This is a genomic window from Paenibacillus sp. LX16 (genome assembly GCF_036252815.1).
Classification (GTDB): Bacteria; Bacillota; Bacilli; order Paenibacillales; family Paenibacillaceae; genus Paenibacillus; species Paenibacillus polymyxa_B.
In genome coordinates, this window is record NZ_CP141152.1 from 3575077 (window position 1) to 3591571 (window position 16495).

A 16495-nucleotide genomic window follows, 5' to 3' on the forward strand; every position below is an offset into this window, starting at 1 on the left:
TGTAAAGCCCTCGCTTAAGGATGAACCTTACAATGTTCGGCGATAATAATGGATTCTATTCGTTTACAAGCGAAATCAATCTCATCATTGACGACCGCATAATCATAGTGACGCAACAAATTCATTTCATCCACAGCTACCGACATACGGTGGTCTATGGTCGCTTGAGTTTCTGTGCCCCGTCCCCGGATTCTATCCTTTAATTCATCTAGCGAAGGCGGAAGCAGAAAAATGAATATGCCTTCTGGAAATTTTTCTTTAACTTTTAGCGCTCCCTGAACTTCAATCTCCAGAAAAATATCTTTTCCCTGCGCAAGCGTCTGATCTACAAAATCACGTGGAGTACCATAATAGTTCCCTACATACTCAGCATACTCCAGCATTTCATCTCGTTCAATCATACCCAAAAATTCTTCACGCGTTTTAAAAAAATAGGTCACTCCATCCTGTTCGCCTGAACGAGGTGTTCGAGTTGTAGCAGAAACGGAGTATGTTATCTCTGGTAGCTTGTCACGCAATGCGTTGCCTACCGTCCCTTTACCGACACCCGAAGGTCCGGATATTACAAATAATAATCCCTTAGCCATAGTACACTCCATTTTTATTCGTCATTGTCATCATCTTTAGTGGATAGGCGATGAGCGACCGTCTCCGGCTGCACCGCAGACAGGATTACATGATCACTGTCTGTAATAATAACAGCCCGCGTCCGGCGGCCATAGGTAGCATCAATTAGCATATGACGGTCCCTGGCTTCCTGTATAATCCGCTTGATCGGAGCAGACTCCGGACTGACGATGGAGATAATTCGGTTGGCCGACACGATATTGCCGAAACCAATATTGATCAATTTGATTGCCATATTCAGGTCTTTCCCCCTATACATGTGACTCTTGCAGCCGTGCCGCTACCAGGTAGCTACTCAATATTTGCAGCCTGCTCACGAATTTTCTCGAGCTCCGCTTTCATCTCAACGACCAAATTAACCAATGTGAGATGATTAGCCTTAGAGCCGATCGTGTTGACTTCCCTGTTCATTTCCTGGATTAAAAAATCTAATTTGCGACCGGCCGGCTCGTCTGACAGCAGCAATCCCTTGCACTGTCCAAAGTGACTTTGAAGCCGGGTAAGTTCCTCGTCAATATTGCTGCGATCCGCGAATAACGCAATCTCCATTCCGAACTTGTGTTCATCAAGCGTAAATGAACCGTCCTGAAGCTCTTTAAGCCTGTGTTTCAGCCTGTTACGGTAGTCGCTCACAACATGAGGAGCCAGCACCGCCATTTCATGATGCAGGGATTCCAGACGTAAAATACGGGATTTCACATCTTGCGCCAAATGCCCGCCTTCTCGCCTTCTCATCTCCAGTAAACCTTGCAAAGCTTCATTCAAAGCTCGCTGTAGTTGCTCTTCCCAGTCCTCTTCATCTCCATGGAAAGCCTCTCCAGGCTCACCCAGAACGTCAGGCAAAGCAAGAATATCGCTTATCTCTAACGTTCCTTTCACTCCATAACGATCCGCCAGCTGCTCCGCTGCATGCAGGTAAGCCTGCACCACAGTGTCATTCAACCGCGCGGCGGGCATCTGTTCTTCATCACGTTCCCTGTGGATGAAGACATCGACACGACCGCGTTTAATCTGCTGTTGAACCGTTCTTCTCAAGCCATCTTCGTATCGAGTCCATTCGCGCGGAATTCTCATCATCACTTCGCAATAGCGGTGATTCACCGATTTCAATTCCAAGCGCACTTTATAACCCTCATAATGAAGGATGGCTTGACCGTATCCGGTCATACTCAATGACATCGGCATCACATCCATTATACTATTGTAATTGATTATTATAGTCGAAACAAGGGGGCCTGTGCACGACCTGATTTTTGCCATACGTATGAAGTCAGTTCAGCTGTCATTTCATAGAACATAAATGGAGTCATAAAATAGATACCATTAAAATGTTCCATTGCCGTATCGAGTAACTCCTTGGCAATAGACACGCCCATTGCTCGTCCTTCCGGACCCTCAAGACCAGACATACGTGCACGTACCTCATCGGATAACTGAATGCCTGGTACTTCATTGTGCAAGTATTCTGCATTGCGCCCACTAGCCAGCGGCATAATACCGATAAAAATCGGTACTTCCAAATGTCGTGTCGCTTCCGCGATGGCTGCAATGAGCTCGTGGTCGTAAACGGGCTGAGTCATAACATAATCGGCTCCGGAGGCAATCTTCTTCTCCAACCGCTGTACGGCTTTACCCAAATGCTTGACATTAGGATTAAATGCGGCACCTACCACAAAATTAGCCTTCTGCTTCAGTGGCTTACCGGAAAATGCAACACCATCATTTAATTGCTTGATCATGCGTATGATTTCAAAAGAGGTCATATCATACACCGAACTGGCGCCTGGCAAATCACCAAACCGCGCCGGATCTCCAGTAACCGCCAGTACATGGTCAATACCGAGCGCGTCAAAACCCATCATGTGGGATTGAGTACCAATCAGATTGCGATCACGACATGCTATATGAATTAATGGACGCAAGCCTGTTTCAATCCTGACCAAATGTCCAAGCGCCATGTTGCTCATGCGAGTGACTGCAAGCGAGTTGTCAGCCAGTGTAAGCGCGTCGGCCCCGGCTTTCTTCAACGCATGAGCACCTTGCATAAACCTCGTAATGTCCAAATCGCGCGGAGGATCCAGTTCTACAATGACCGTATGTCGTTCCTTAACCAGATCCACAATGTTGGGCTCGCTGATATGTCTGCCATTTCCTCGTTCCTCTTCATCTGCAATCTGCTCTGCCACTTGAAAGAACTCTTTCGACAAAGCTTCTTTTGAAGCCAGCGGAGGCGGTTGCAAACGATTCAAGGCTTTGGATATAGCAGCAATATGATCCGGTGTAGTTCCGCAGCAACCACCGAGCAGCCTCGTTCCCAGGTCTACAAAGGACTTGGCACATTCTCCAAAATATTCAGGTGATGCACCGTATACATAGTGACCGTCCACATAATCTGCTAGCCCCGCATTCGGATATACGGACAGCGGTACAGACAAAGGGCCGTCCAGCTGCTCCATTACACTCATAATTCCCTGCGGACCCGAGTGACAGTTAAATCCAAGGATGTCTGCCCCCTCATTACGCAGCACCGAAAAAGCTTCCGCCACTAAAAAACCATCCTGGGTACGCCCAACCTGATCAACTGCAAACTGACAAATTACCGGAATGTCACTGTATTTACGTACACTGTGAAGCGCAATGCGTATTTCATCCAGTGAATAAAACGTTTCGCACAAAATGCCGTCGACTCCTTCGGAGAGAAGGGCATCAATTTGCTGCTCATAGTTTCTTGCCAGCTCCAGCTTTGATATGTTAAGCCGTTTGCCCCCACATATGGAACCCACCGCACCTACCACATAATGTTCAGGTCCGGCCGCATCTCTGGCAATTCTCACACCGGCACGATTGATCTCTTCTACCTTGGATTCCAGTCCAAACCGGGCTAACTTATAATCATTTGCAGAAAATGTATTAGTCTCCAGCAATCGAGCTCCTGCACTTAAATATTGACCATGCACGTCTGATATAACGTCAGGCGAAGTGATGTTCAGTTCTTCGAAAGACGTATTTACTGGAAATCCTAGCTGGTATAAAAAAGTCCCCATTGCGCCGTCTCCGACAATAATTTCACGATTCAGCACAGTACGCAAATCCGGTTTCATGTCCTCTGCTCCACCCCGCTCTTTATTTTCATACTAATGTAACATAAAGAGACTATAAACATAAGCCAAAAACAAAAAAAGCCGCCCCACTTCCCGACAATATGATATCAGGAGTAAAGCGGCTTGATTTATCTTTTCTATTTCCTACTACATTTTCCCATCGGAAGAATGGAGAGAGTAAGCGTAAAAAGTCCCTTTTTTATTCACTTTAGCCACAATAGAATCCGTTCCCTTTTGCTGCTTGTAGAACGTATATTGATTCCCTTGAACTTTCACTTTATAGCCGGTCAAATTAATATTAAACAACATCTGAGCCTTGGGCTTGACTAGCTTCAAAGCTTCTGAGGCAGTATATTTCGGGCTTGCAAATGTTTTTTTGAAATCTGCGTCATCATTCCAGTCTACCCCATAGGTGGATACGGCCAGCACTTTACCGGTTACCGCGCTAATTTTGACCTCACTCGCCTCGTTTGCATCCTCAAACGACCAATATGAAAGCCCCTTCGTTTCATCCTTGTACCGTGAAGCGTGCTGCACCTTAATTGGCTGTCCACTCACACGCTTAAATGTGTTCATTGCACGGTTCAGTATCAGAGGGTCCACCTGCTTCAGCGCATAGTCCGCGTTGATGGTAATAGCGTTACCTCGATCCACATCCACATACAACGAGGAAGCCTGTTCTCCTGAGCCCCAAAATACCCAGTAATTTGATGGCTTGTTGGACTGATAAGGGGATTTGACCCGCCAAAATGCTTCAAATTGCAAAGGACGCTTGCTGTCAAACGCTTTGGCGCTGTTTAGCACTTTCGTCTTAAGTGGCGCGTTCATCGCTTTTCCCAAGCTGCTTATTTTATATCGTATGGTTGTAGAATCTACTCTGTTTTTTTCTTTATTATATTCTGTCTGCAACGTAGCAGTTCCATCTTCCATTCCGCCCTCTACAATCCAAGTTTTCCCCATATCCGTCACATCGTCAAATTGAAATGCTGTCTTTGAACCGATGAGTTCTTGCACCGCTTTTTCTAAACGGCTTACCACTGTCGGAGTTAGCGACCCAACCTGCTTGTCCGTCGTTTCCGCAGCGGCAGGAATAGTCGCCGCCTGAACCGGAAGCGCGGTGGCTACAAATATGAGAACTACAACTGCTGAAATCCAACGAAATTCCCGCACTATGAACGGCCTCCTTATTGTTTTCTCATTTTCTATATTATACATTGTTCAGGCGCCAAAAAAAGACAGAATGTTGCTTTGTTCATCATATTCCTTGTATACAGGGGCATCCAAGTCCAAAAAAAGAAGACCTACTAAGGTCTTCTTTTCATTCACTTCTATACGATTCATAAGCCAGTTGCACGTTATCTTTATAGTTCACATGATTCAAAACAGACGACCTTCGTACACGATCTCAGCCGGGCCCGTCATATATATGTGATTATCTTCCTCGCTCCATTCGATATCCAGATCGCCGCCCTTCAGGCTTACAATGGCGTGGCGGTCGCTATATCCGTTTAGTACAGAAGCAACAAGCGTAGCACAGGCTCCGGTTCCACAAGCTAGCGTTGGCCCAGCTCCTCTCTCCCATACTCTCATATCTATATGCTTACGGCTACGTACCGTGGCGAACTCAACATTTGTTTTCTTAGGGAAAAGCGGGTGGCATTCCAGCTTCGGTCCCCAGGCTTCCAGATCAAAGCTTGGCGCATCCTCCACATAAATGACACAGTGCGGATTCCCCATAGATACAGCCGTAAAACGAAAACCACTTCCTCCAGCTTCAATGGGCTCATTAATTACGCTAGTCAGATCCAGTGTAGTTGGAATCTTCAAACCCTCAAAAATCGGTTCTCCCATATCTACCTTCACCATACGAACAAGTCCATTCTCTACAGTCAGTTCGACCTGCTGTACACCTGCACCCAGGGTCTCAATCGTGATCTGTTCACGGTTGATATGCTTACGGTCATATACGTATTTGGCAGCACAACGAATAGCATTACCGCATTGCTCGGCCTCTGAGCCGTCCGAGTTAATGATGCGCATGCAGAAATCCGCTTTTTCTGACGGCAATATATATACCAACCCATCGGCGCCAACACCAAAATGTCGATCACATAACCGAACAGCTAATTCCGAGGCGTCAGACGGCAAATCCTGATGCCCAAACCAAACGATAAAATCATTACCTAGACCGTTCATTTTTGTGAATTCCATAGCTTACCTCCGCCGTTGCTGCTGATATCATGTTCCTCATGAAGCTTTGATCCCATGATATCATACAGGGCAATAGTGGGAAAGCGATGCGATATGCATGACCCGATTTCTAGGCTGAAAACTTCGTACGTCCCGCTGAAAAGTGTGTATTTCCGCCGCGACGACGGTTGCGTCGACCGCCCCATACACTTCCGGCTCCCATCAGAAACGTCGGAATCCCAGCTGCCACAATGGATAGCGCCCACTCACGCAAACCGAGCGGTACCGTTTTGAAAATAGGTTGCAGCATAGGCACGTACATAACCACTAGCATTAGCACTACGGAGGACAGCACGGCAAGCACGAGATAACTGTTTTGAAACGGATTACGATGGAAAATAGAGCGGGAACTGCGGCAATCAAATACATGAATTAACTGCGCCAGCACTAGCGTAGCAAAGGCAACGGACTGTGCTTTGATCAATTGTCCTGCGTCATCCGGTGCAATACGTAATGTCAGCCAGAAGGCCGCTAGCGTACATAAACCAATCAATAAGCCGCGACTAATGATTTTCCAGCCCAGTCGACGAGCAAAAATATTTTCCTTTGCGCCACGAGGCTTGTGCTCCATAAGATCCTTTTCTGGTTGGTCCACCCCCAGAGCCATCGCTGGTAGGCCATCTGTCACTAGATTCACCCATAAAATCTGGATCGGTAACAAAGGTAACGGCAGCCCGGCCATCATGGCAAAGAACATCGTCAAGATTTCACCAACATTGGAGGCGAGTAGATAACGGATAAATTTACGAATATTCTCGTAAATATTCCGTCCTTCCTCAATTGCGGCTACAATCGTTGAGAAATTATCATCACTCAGAACAAGCGCAGCCGATTCTTTGGTCACGTCCGTTCCCGTAATGCCCATCGCGATACCGATGTCCGACGCCTTTATCGCTGGAGCATCATTGACGCCATCTCCAGTCATGGCTACGACATGTCCGCGTCTTTGCAGTGACTTGACGATCCGTAGCTTGTGCTCCGGCGAAACCCGTGCATACACAGATACAGTATCAACGGCTTTGTCCAGCGCCGCATCATCCATCGCAGACAATTCCTGTCCTGTTAACACATGAGATCCGCGCTGAAGAATGCCCAACTGCTGTGCAATGGCCTCTGCAGTTGTACCGTGATCTCCGGTAATCATCACAGTGCGAATGCCAGCACGACGGCACTTGCCAATGGCTTCGCGAACCTCGCGACGTGGCGGATCGATCATGCCTGTTAGTCCGATAAAGATTAGTTGCGCTTCAGCCTCCTCAACCGTAGAGACACGCTCATGCGAGCGGATATCACGGTAAGCGACACCAAGTACACGTAGCGCCTCCGAGGCCATTCCTTCATTAGCTGCCAGTACCTTTTGGCGCAGCGTACCCGTTAACGGAACGACATTTCCTTCCCATAAAATGTAGGAACACTGACCCAGCAGCACATCCGGCGCACCTTTGGCAAAGACAATGTGTCCTCCCTGGTGGCGTACGAGTACTGACATTCGCTTCCGATCCGAGTCAAAAGGGAATTCTCGCTCCCTTGTGTACAACTCATATAACCCTTGTCGCGTGACTCCGCCCTTGGCAGCTAACGTGACCAGTGCTCCTTCCGTCGGATCACCCTTTAGCTCCCAAACGGCAGACGGCGTCGGGTCTTTGGTTTTCTTTTTCGAACGTAGCTCCTCTGTATCGGCTTGAACAATTTCCGCATTGTTGCAAAGCACACTGGCTTGCAGCAGTCTACGCAGAGATTGTCCGTTTTTAAGATCGGCAGGACGGTCTCTATCCATAATATGCCCGTGTGGGTCATAGCCCTCTCCCGTAACTCCCCAGAAACGACCGTCCAGCCATAGCTTGGTGACTGTCATTTTATTTTGGGTCAGGGTACCCGTTTTGTCGGAACAAATGACAGATGCACAGCCGAGCGTTTCAACAGAAGGCAGCTTACGTACAATCGCCTTTCGTTTAATCATACGCTGCACACCCAATGCGAGCGCAATCGTCACAATAGCTGGCAACCCTTCCGGTATAGCCGCCACAGCCAAGCTCACTCCGGCCAAGAACATGCTCATGGCTGGCTGTCCATGTAAAATGCCTGCTACGACAACGAGCACCGTTAGCGCCAACGCTACGATAATCAAAATTTTGCCCAATTGCTCCAATCTGTGCTGCAACGGTGTCTCCTGCGACTCCGTATTTTCAATCAAGTCTGCGATCTTACCCATTTCGGTACTCATACCTGTACGTATAACCATTCCTTGTGCAGTTCCTCTGGTCATCATCGTGCCCATAAAACCGATGTTTTTTTGATCCCCGAGTGGTACTTCGGCGGCATGAATAGGGCGGGAATGCTTACTCACCGGAACCGATTCACCTGTCAGGGCGGACTCCTCTACATCACAGCCGTTCGTACTCAGCCACCTTACATCTGCGGGAATGCGATCACCACTTTCCAGCAGCACGATATCACCCGGTACCAGTTCTCTGGCCTGAACTTGAATTCGTTTACCGCCCCGCAACACTTTGGCGGTCGGAGCCGACAGTTGTCTCAATGCTCGCAATGAACGCTCAGCTCTGAATTCCTGTACAAAGCCGAGAATTCCATTCAGTACAACAATAGCAATAATGGTAATCGCGTCCAAATATTCGCCAAGCAGGCCGGATATCAGGGTCGCTCCCATCAATACAAGCATCATAAAATCCTTGAACTGGTTGAGCAGCAGCAAGATTGCCGAAACTCGCTTCCCCTCGCTCAGTTCATTCCATCCTGACCTTTCTCTTCGTTCCGCAAGCTGTTCCTCCGAAAGACCCTGCTTCGGGTCGACTTCCAGACTTGTTGAAAGCTGTTCATTGCTTAATTGGTGCCAGTGTGCTTGTTCCATTCTCCCCAATTCCCTCCCGGTCAGATAGTCCGTTTCCGTCGGTTGTGCGTAGGATGGCTGCCCGTTATTATATTTTTGTGCCGCGATTGCTGATAAGCTGGACAGACTTTCTAGATTCAATCTATTCGGACAGAACCTGAAATATCACAAAGCCGCTTAAGTTTTGTCCCAAAGTTATGTATCATAGAAGGAAGGCGAAAATACATTTGCTTCAAAGGAGAACATAATTATGGCATTGGACGGAATCGTAACCCGCGCTATCGTACACGAACTGCAAGGCATCCGGGGCGGGCGCATTAATAAAATACATCAGCCAAATGATCGCGATATCGTGCTGAATCTGCGGGCACAAGGCGGAAGCGTAAAGCTGCTGCTGTCGGCTAATCCGACCTTCCCGCGTGTACATTTTACAGAACAAAGCTTTCTTAATCCGACAGAAGCCCCTATGTTTTGTATGCTCCTTCGCAAGCATTGCGAAGGAGGCGTTATTGAGAAAATCACGCAGGTGGGCATGGAGCGTATTATTCACATGGATATACGTCAACGTGATGAACTGGGAGATATTTCACTCAAACGAATTATCATTGAACTGATGGGTAGACACAGCAACATTATTTTGCTTGACCCGGAAACAGGCGTGATGCTGGATGGCATTCATCATGTTACACCGTCTATCAGCAGCTATCGGGTCATTATGCCTGGCTTTCAATACACAGAGCCTCCTGAACAAAACAAGCTGAATCCACTAGAAACGGAAGAGGCAGCCTTCATATCCTCGTATCAAACAGCGATCGAGGCCGAAGAAGCTCCCAAACGCTGGATCGTCAACACTTTTACTGGACTCAGTCCCCTCATTGCTGAGGAGATACTAACTCGAGTCACTAATGAAGTATCTGGTGATAGTGATCGTTCACTATGGAGTACATTCAGTCACATCATGGATGACGTGCGGAATCATCGTTTTCAGCCGGTATCTGGACTAAACGCACAAGATAAAGTAATATTCTCAGCCATTCCACTGACGTTGATCCAAGAAGAACGTAAGGAGTACGCTACTATCAGTGAGTGTATGGAGGACTTCTTCGGTGAAAAAGCAGAAAGGGATACGGTTAAGCAAAAGGTCAGTGACCTACTGCGGTTTCTGCAAAACGAGCGGAGTAAAAACGTAAAAAAACTCGACTATCTCCATCAGGATTTGGCCGAGGCGGAAGATGCCGATCAATTTCGTATTTATGGAGAGTTGCTATTCGCTTCGCTGCATGAGGTGAAAAAAGGTGACAAAGAAGTGACGCTCATCAACTTTTATGATGAGGAGCAGCGTCCAATGACCATCCCACTGGACCCACTACTCAACCCGTCGGATAATGCACAACGGTATTTTAAAAAATACAACAAATATAAAAACAGCTTGGCTGTCATTGATGAACAACTGGAGAAAACGCACGAAGAAATCCGTTATATGGACAATCTTCTTCAGCAGCTAGCCCATGCCTCTATGAATGACATTGATGAAATACGTGAAGAACTGGTTCAGCAGGGCTATCTCAGAGATCGGGTCAAAAAAGGAAAGAAAAAGAAGAAAAACGACCGTCCAACCCTGCACGTCTATACATCATCCGAAGGTATTGAGTTACTGGTCGGCAAAAACAACTTGCAAAATGAATATGTGACAAATCGACTGGCCGGACCAAATGACACCTGGTTGCACACAAAGGATATTCCGGGGTCACACGTCGTTATACGTGCTGAGCAATTCGGGGATACGACGCTGGAGGAGGCAGCTCAACTCGCTGCCTATTTTAGCCAAGCCAAGCAGTCCAGCAGTGTACCTGTGGACGCCACTCTGATTCGGCATGTACGTAAGCCCAGCGGAGCCAAACCCGGCTTTGTCATCTACGACCATCAGCGTACGCTCTTCATTACACCCGATGAGGAACTGGTCAAAAAGCTACCAAATCGCATCAAAAACGGCTAAGTCTCACTAGCCTGTTAAACCACAAAAAAGCCCTTTGTTCTTTGCAAGATACACTTCTGGTGTTCCATGCATAAGGCAAGGGGCTTTTTATTTACTTTTGTCCAACAGCAGCCTTCCTCAATTCCTCGACAACCTGACCCTCCACACTACGGCTACCCAGATCGCCGTGGAAAATAACACCTTGGCGTGCGCCGTGAAAATCCGAGCCGCCAGTTGCAATGAGCCCATATTGCGCCGCCATCGTAGTATATCGGCTCTCAGCCTCAGCGTCATGGTCCGAATGTCGCACCTCCAAGCCCGCAGGCTTCGCCTCCTCTATAATAGAGCGAACCAGCTCATCATTTCCGTACAAGCCAGGGTGGGCCACCACAGGTACTCCTCCTGCTTCGCGAATCCAGTTTATGGCCTCCGCAGGCTCTACACGGGGTACAGACACATATCCGGGCGCTCCTTCCGCCAAGTAACGGTCAAACGCGTCCCGCATATCCTTCGCATAACCTTTTTGAACCAGCGTATCCGCCATATGCGGACGTCCAATGCTTTCATCTGGTGCCAGCGGTCTGCCCATCGTAGCCACCACTTCATCCAGTGTGATTTCCACGCCCAGACTACGCAATTGGCTCAAAATCAAATCATTACGGGTATCCCGCGCCTGGCGAAGCTTTTCCAACCGTTCCAAAAACACTTTATTGCGGTAATCCATAAAATAACCGAGTATATGAATATCCTTACCGCCAGCTCGAGTACTAATTTCCACTCCTGGCACCACAGTAATTCCTATGCGTTTTCCCTCCTCCAGAGCTTCCCCCAGGCCAGCTACCGTATCATGATCTGTAATGGCCACACCTGCCAGTCCTTTTTCCTTGGCCCAGCGCACATTATCTGCAGGTGGTTGCATACCATCAGATGCTTGGGTGTGTGTATGTAAATCATATCGTTTTACGTTAATCTGCTCCTTCATTATACATCCTCCTTCTCCTTCACCTTTGCAAGCTCGTCCTGCGAGTCCCTCAGCACGTCCGTTCCCTGATCATGACGACGCAAGTAAGACAGGAAGGTGACTACCGGTATCGGCAACAACGCCGACTTCAAATGAATTGCATAAAATTCTCGTTTGAACGTGATATCTGAAATATTTACAATTTTCAATAATCCGAGCGCAACTTCATGCTTCACCGAAGAAGGTGATAGCATGGTAATACCCAGTCCAGCCTCCACCGCCGATTTGACCGCTCCAGTGCTCCCCATCTCCATTACAATACCAAGTCGAGAGGCATCCACACCACGACTTTTCAGCTCATCTTCTATCACTTGACGTGTACCAGATCCCTTTTCTCTGGCTACAAAAGGATGCTTAAACACATCTTCCAAAACCACTTTTTTAGCCTTGGCCAGCGCATGTCCTGAAGGCACAATCAGTTTCAATTCGTCCTGCATTACAGGTTCTACCACGATATCCGGATGCTGGACTGGGGCCTCAATCAGTCCTAAATTCAACTGATGTTTTAGTATATCATCCATAATTTGAGTCGTATTCATCACATTCATTGCCATGCGTATATGAGGGTATTCCTGCCCAAACGGCCCCAACATTCTGGGTACAATATACTCACCAATCGTTAGGCTGGCACCAATATGCAATCTTCCCTCCAGCATGTGAGTAAAAGCAGACATCGCCTCGTCAGCTTCCCTGATCAGTTGCATGCTTTTTTTCGCAAAAGGTAGTAGTGTCGCTCCCGCCTCTGAAAGTTCGATTTTTTTAGTCGAACGTTGCAGCAGCTTCGTGCCGAAATAATCTTCCAAAGACTGAATTTGCATCGTCACCGCAGGTTGTGTCATATGCAGCGCTTGTGCCGCCGCCGAAAAGCTCCCACGCTCCGCTACGGTATAAAAAATGTGCAACTGATGAAAGTTCATACTGACAGCCCTCTCCCCTCTGATCTCTCTATTTTACCATAAGAAAAACATCTGTCGAAGCATTTCCAAGTAAACTTACTGAATTGGGGGAGTTTAATTGTTGGAAATAAAAAAAGCATGCAGCTGATAACTGCATACTTTCTACTCAAAATTGACGGTAATCATAAGTTCGGAGATTTTTTCATCTAGGGCCGACCGCCCAGTCACCGTCTATTTTTGCTTACGAGTGCTTTTCATCAGTGTCATGCGCCGCGAATGGCGTAGCCATGAATAGTATGACTTCAAATCCCTTAATTCAATGGTCTCCGACATTCGGCCCAAAAAGGTAATGACAATCATCTTGTGAAGCGGATTCCCCGCAATATCCATCTCGCCGGGCAACTCTCCAAATTCGGCCACGACGACCAGATCACCATCAATTAAATATACATCCTCTTCGTTATGATAGTAGGACTCCATCCTGTTTTGCTTTAGGCATTCCCAAAGCCAGGCGGCGATATGATTCGTCTCGGACTGTTTCTGCTCTATCCGATCTAAGTAGCGAGTTTTCGCATGATTTGTAATCACGATATCGGCGACTTTTTTATCGCCCATCTCCACGTAGAACGGTTCGTATGTACTCCATCGCTGCATTGCTTTGTCACGCACGGGATCACTCTCCCCACCAGATAGGTCTTTATATCTACCAATATATTCATATGTTACCTCAACAGACCCGGGACTACAAGTTACAAAATTGAAGTTTATGGGTGGTTTTTGAAGATTTTTTAGGTCTAACAGCATTAAGACCATTATGCAAAAGTCCTGACTTTACAAAAAAAAGCCAGCCCGTAGGCTGACCTTTTAAGAATGTTTTACATTTTCTAGATATTAGAATCTTATATTTCATATTCTTTCATCTTTTCCTTATCGTCGTTGTACTCCGTCCTAATCTCATTTCGAAAAGAGCGCTCGACCTTACGCACATAGGAAAGTCTGCGAATATTTTTAACGGTGTCTTCTGCCCGATCCGCATTCATATATATAACTACATAATGCATACGCTTTGAAATAAAGTGGACATTTCCGTATTTCTCCAGATTGCGGGCAGCCTTGATATCGCTTACCCAAATGATGTACCCTGTCCGCTCGGCAAACATTCGCTTCATCTCCCCTCCACTCGGTATCATTCCTATGACCTATCCACAGGAGCATTTCCCTCCGCTGCCACATCCGCCCTTTTTCACATTCGGATCATTGCTCGGCACCTTAATGGTCTCGGACACGGAATATGCAATCGTTTCAGACATGGCATGAAGCATATCATCCAGCGCCTTTTCGGCTCGTTTGAACTCCTTAACATCCACGAATTGTTCCAGTTCCAGCTCAACGACCTGCACTGCATCCTTCGCTTCATGATAGTTCGGATGAAAATGCCCAAAACGCTCCGTTTCCGCGAATAGCTCCTTTTTGGCATCCAGCTTGCGTACACACGCCTGAATAGACGGATTCAATTCCACACGCTGTTTCCAATATAAATAATCCGATACCTCAAAGGATCGGTTGACCATATCGCCCAATTCATAGGCGTTAATAAGCACTTCTGCCATATTGACCGTATTCAATTCGGCTACGCTCATGAATGTTCATCTCACTTTATATAAAGTTCTACCCTGTAAAAGTAGACTCATTTATCATACCACATCCTTCTTTTGAGAAGAAGGAGTTTCATGCACTTCCTGGCTCTACTATGTAAAAGGAACCAGCAGCCGCATGTCTGACCATTCACTTGGCTGTAAGGTCACTTGACAAGGTGTTTCGTCATCCATTCCTGAGGCATACCAGCCTGTGACACTCCATGGTGCACCGGGAACCACCGCCTCTGGTATCCATTTAACCTCTTTCCCACCGATTCGTAGTCCCACAGCAGCCTGCCAACGAATCGCTTGCTCGATCAACTGCCGGGCAGTGGAAGTATGGTAACTCCTCCATTCTTTTGTCCATGAAGAGGGGACTGTAGATCTTTCCGGAAAATAGTCAGACGGATAAGGCAGCGTGTGCTCTTGTTCGTAAAAATGCAGCGTGCGTCCTGTATAAACCAAACCTGCTCTTCCCTCTTGGGAAAATATAGGACGAGCCTGAATCGGGTCGGACTCCATTTCACTGTTGGGACTGCCTGAACTTATGTTCTCTGGTTCCGAAATCAATGGATAATGATGAGTTGGCTCGTCCACACCTTCCGGTTCACGACGTGGACCTAATCCAATTGCAGCAAGCGTTTTTCGTATTTTGGCAGCAGAGCTCGCCGGAATAATAAAGTCTTTATCGCCGAGCCGTTCCAGCAATCCTTCCAGCGCGGGATGACGTGCAACTATGTCTGCATCCTCCTGTGTGCCACATCGCAAAAGCGTTACCGTTGCAAAAGCAGTCCGCCCGACATCTCCTGCCCACTGTTCTACCGCCATACGTACATGATCAGGCACACCTGTTCGGCTGTATTTATCCAGAAGAGCAGGAATTGCTTGGGCTTCCATCCCTAACTCGATTGCCTCTGTAACACTTTCTCTGGTGATCCGGTATACTACCATCCGATCTCCTGTCACACGTTCACAGCAGCATTCCAGTCGCCAGCGCACATCATATGCCACATCTGGTGGAACCAATATTTCAAAATCAGGTTGTACATAAAAAGTACCTTGCTCTTGATGTGTATCCTCATAATTATTGGGACGAAGCATATCTATTACAGATACATTCCAGCGAAAACACAGTTCGCCCGATACAGTCTGCCCCCAATCACCCATTCCAAAAGCAGTCAGGGCCTTCAGCCAACCCTTCAATCCCTCCATGAAAGGTTCATTGAAATTAAAATTAGAACCCGTTTCTCCCGCAAACCCTTCCGGATTTGAGATTGTAGGAACAAGGTCTAAAAGGGCACCATTCTTGGAATCAGATCTGCTCGTACTCTCATGCTGGATTAGGCCTACCTGAAGCATCCATTGCAGCAGACACTTGATAGATATCCACCCTTCTGTTCCTACATACTGGGAGACGGCACACAGCATATAGCGAAAATGCTGCATAGACGCTTCGGCCTTGCCGTATCTTTCCATGAGTGTAGCAAAAATATGCTTGCGCATTTGCCAAGCAGACAAACGAATCCAAGTCGCCAGTTCCGTTTCCTGAATGCGAAAAGACACAGTTTCTTTCACTAACAGCCCCAAACTGAGTAGCAAATCCATCATGACCACCGTTTGCACTGGATACAGCTCTGCATGCGCATAATGCAACCCAAGACCCATCAGGTCATCTGGGCGAAAGGGGGTCAGTTCATTCAATTTTTGCAATGATCGCTTATGTATGGTTCCTTTGGCCGTCAAAGGGACACCTTGTACCGCAATACGTGACAACGCATGCAGCAATTCCGACTCCAGGCCTGTCATTGATTCATGTACCGTTATCGGATGATCCGAATGCATCGTGTTCATTGGATTTTGCTCTAACAACATATCGTACAGATCCGGTAGCCGATGAACCGGAATATATAAAATTCGTTCGCCCCACGATTTGGTAACAGCCTCCAACCAGCCCCGGGCACGTAATCCACGCAGTGCCAGTTTCGTTTCGACTCCGCTTAACGCTCCCCGGGTAAGCTGAATAGGTTCTTCTTCCTTCATGGGCTGTCCCGCGTACCGGATAAAGCATCGTCTAAGCACCAGTAGCTCATCCGATGAAAGCTCATTCCAGCTGTCTTGCGTGTTCATTACGCCCATTCTT

The 16495-nt window shown here is 47.4% G+C and carries 14 protein-coding genes; 1 reads left to right on the forward strand and 13 read right to left on the reverse strand.

The annotated features are described in order from the left end of the window. Positions 1 to 14: 14 nt before the first annotated feature. The 7 genes from gmk to T3H97_RS15820 form a co-directional block, all read right to left on the reverse strand. Complete coding sequence (gmk, locus tag T3H97_RS15790; protein ID WP_013310894.1) at positions 15 to 587, reverse strand: guanylate kinase; 573 nt, start codon at positions 585 to 587, stop codon at positions 15 to 17. Positions 588 to 601: 14 nt separating this feature from the next. After that, entirely contained in the window at positions 602 to 862 is a 261-nt protein-coding gene (gene remA, locus T3H97_RS15795) for an extracellular matrix/biofilm regulator RemA (protein WP_005548256.1), read from the reverse strand. A 56-nt stretch (positions 863 to 918) separates the two neighbouring features. Next, positions 919 to 1806, reverse strand: a complete 888-nt coding sequence (locus T3H97_RS15800) for a YicC/YloC family endoribonuclease (protein WP_250239386.1) — start codon at positions 1804 to 1806, stop codon at positions 919 to 921. A gap of 35 nt (positions 1807 to 1841) precedes the next feature. Next, positions 1842 to 3728, reverse strand: a complete 1887-nt coding sequence (locus T3H97_RS15805; protein WP_328800223.1) for a bifunctional homocysteine S-methyltransferase/methylenetetrahydrofolate reductase — start codon at positions 3726 to 3728, stop codon at positions 1842 to 1844. A 147-nt stretch (positions 3729 to 3875) separates the two neighbouring features. Then, positions 3876 to 4898 carry a hypothetical protein gene (locus tag T3H97_RS15810; protein ID WP_328800224.1) on the reverse strand — a complete coding sequence of 341 codons (1023 nt, stop codon included), beginning with the start codon at positions 4896 to 4898 and terminating at the stop codon, positions 3876 to 3878. Between the two features lie 207 nt (positions 4899 to 5105). Then, positions 5106 to 5939 (reverse strand): diaminopimelate epimerase, encoded by an 834-nt coding sequence (gene dapF / locus T3H97_RS15815; protein ID WP_272638386.1) that lies wholly within the window; start codon positions 5937 to 5939, stop codon positions 5106 to 5108. Positions 5940 to 6048: 109 nt separating this feature from the next. Next, on the reverse strand, positions 6049 to 8847 hold the full coding sequence (locus tag T3H97_RS15820) for a calcium-translocating P-type ATPase, SERCA-type (protein WP_328800225.1): 2799 nt from the start codon (positions 8845 to 8847) through the stop codon (positions 6049 to 6051). A gap of 229 nt (positions 8848 to 9076) precedes the next feature. Between T3H97_RS15820 and T3H97_RS15825 the strand changes: the two genes are divergently transcribed. Continuing rightward, positions 9077 to 10822, forward strand: a complete 1746-nt coding sequence (locus T3H97_RS15825) for an Rqc2 family fibronectin-binding protein (protein WP_328800226.1) — start codon at positions 9077 to 9079, stop codon at positions 10820 to 10822. Positions 10823 to 10913: 91 nt separating this feature from the next. Here T3H97_RS15825 and T3H97_RS15830 read toward each other — a convergent pair whose 3' ends face one another. From T3H97_RS15830 to T3H97_RS15855, 6 genes are all read right to left on the reverse strand, one after another. Beyond that, on the reverse strand, positions 10914 to 11783 hold the full coding sequence (locus T3H97_RS15830; RefSeq protein ID WP_328800227.1) for a PHP domain-containing protein: 870 nt from the start codon (positions 11781 to 11783) through the stop codon (positions 10914 to 10916). Continuing rightward, positions 11783 to 12739 (reverse strand): selenium metabolism-associated LysR family transcriptional regulator, encoded by a 957-nt coding sequence (locus tag T3H97_RS15835; RefSeq protein WP_322171418.1) that lies wholly within the window; start codon positions 12737 to 12739, stop codon positions 11783 to 11785. Before T3H97_RS15835 ends, T3H97_RS15830 begins: the two co-directional genes overlap by 1 nt. A 210-nt stretch (positions 12740 to 12949) precedes the next feature. Further along, complete coding sequence (locus tag T3H97_RS15840) at positions 12950 to 13387, reverse strand: hypothetical protein (RefSeq protein ID WP_023989315.1); 438 nt, start codon at positions 13385 to 13387, stop codon at positions 12950 to 12952. A 230-nt stretch (positions 13388 to 13617) separates the two neighbouring features. Beyond that, on the reverse strand, positions 13618 to 13878 hold the full coding sequence (locus T3H97_RS15845; RefSeq protein WP_023989316.1) for a YlbG family protein: 261 nt from the start codon (positions 13876 to 13878) through the stop codon (positions 13618 to 13620). Between the two features lie 39 nt (positions 13879 to 13917). Continuing rightward, positions 13918 to 14358 (reverse strand): YlbF/YmcA family competence regulator, encoded by a 441-nt coding sequence (locus T3H97_RS15850; RefSeq protein ID WP_013310906.1) that lies wholly within the window; start codon positions 14356 to 14358, stop codon positions 13918 to 13920. A gap of 108 nt (positions 14359 to 14466) precedes the next feature. Then, positions 14467 to 16491, reverse strand: a complete 2025-nt coding sequence (locus tag T3H97_RS15855; RefSeq protein WP_328800228.1) for a helicase-associated domain-containing protein — start codon at positions 16489 to 16491, stop codon at positions 14467 to 14469. Positions 16492 to 16495: the final 4 nt, after the last annotated feature.

Bases quoted from the DNA above. Each gene is read 5' to 3' on its own strand.
- T3H97_RS15825 (WP_328800226.1), top strand. From the start codon at position 9,077: ATGGCATTGGACGGAATCGTAACCCGCGCTATCGTACACGAACTGCAA.
- T3H97_RS15805 (WP_328800223.1), bottom strand. From the start codon at position 3,728: ATGAAACCGGATTTGCGTACTGTGCTGAATCGTGAAATTATTGTCGGA.
- T3H97_RS15850 (WP_013310906.1), bottom strand. From the start codon at position 14,358: ATGAGCGTAGCCGAATTGAATACGGTCAATATGGCAGAAGTGCTTATT.
- dapF (WP_272638386.1), bottom strand. From the start codon at position 5,939: ATGGAATTCACAAAAATGAACGGTCTAGGTAATGATTTTATCGTTTGG.
- T3H97_RS15820 (WP_328800225.1), bottom strand. From the start codon at position 8,847: ATGGAACAAGCACACTGGCACCAATTAAGCAATGAACAGCTTTCAACA.
- T3H97_RS15835 (WP_322171418.1), bottom strand. From the start codon at position 12,739: ATGAACTTTCATCAGTTGCACATTTTTTATACCGTAGCGGAGCGTGGG.
- T3H97_RS15830 (WP_328800227.1), bottom strand. From the start codon at position 11,783: ATGAAGGAGCAGATTAACGTAAAACGATATGATTTACATACACACACC.
- gmk (WP_013310894.1), bottom strand. From the start codon at position 587: ATGGCTAAGGGATTATTATTTGTAATATCCGGACCTTCGGGTGTCGGT.
- T3H97_RS15855 (WP_328800228.1), bottom strand. From the start codon at position 16,491: ATGGGCGTAATGAACACGCAAGACAGCTGGAATGAGCTTTCATCGGAT.
- remA (WP_005548256.1), bottom strand. From the start codon at position 862: ATGGCAATCAAATTGATCAATATTGGTTTCGGCAATATCGTGTCGGCC.
- T3H97_RS15800 (WP_250239386.1), bottom strand. From the start codon at position 1,806: ATGTCATTGAGTATGACCGGATACGGTCAAGCCATCCTTCATTATGAG.
- T3H97_RS15845 (WP_023989316.1), bottom strand. From the start codon at position 13,878: ATGTTTGCCGAGCGGACAGGGTACATCATTTGGGTAAGCGATATCAAG.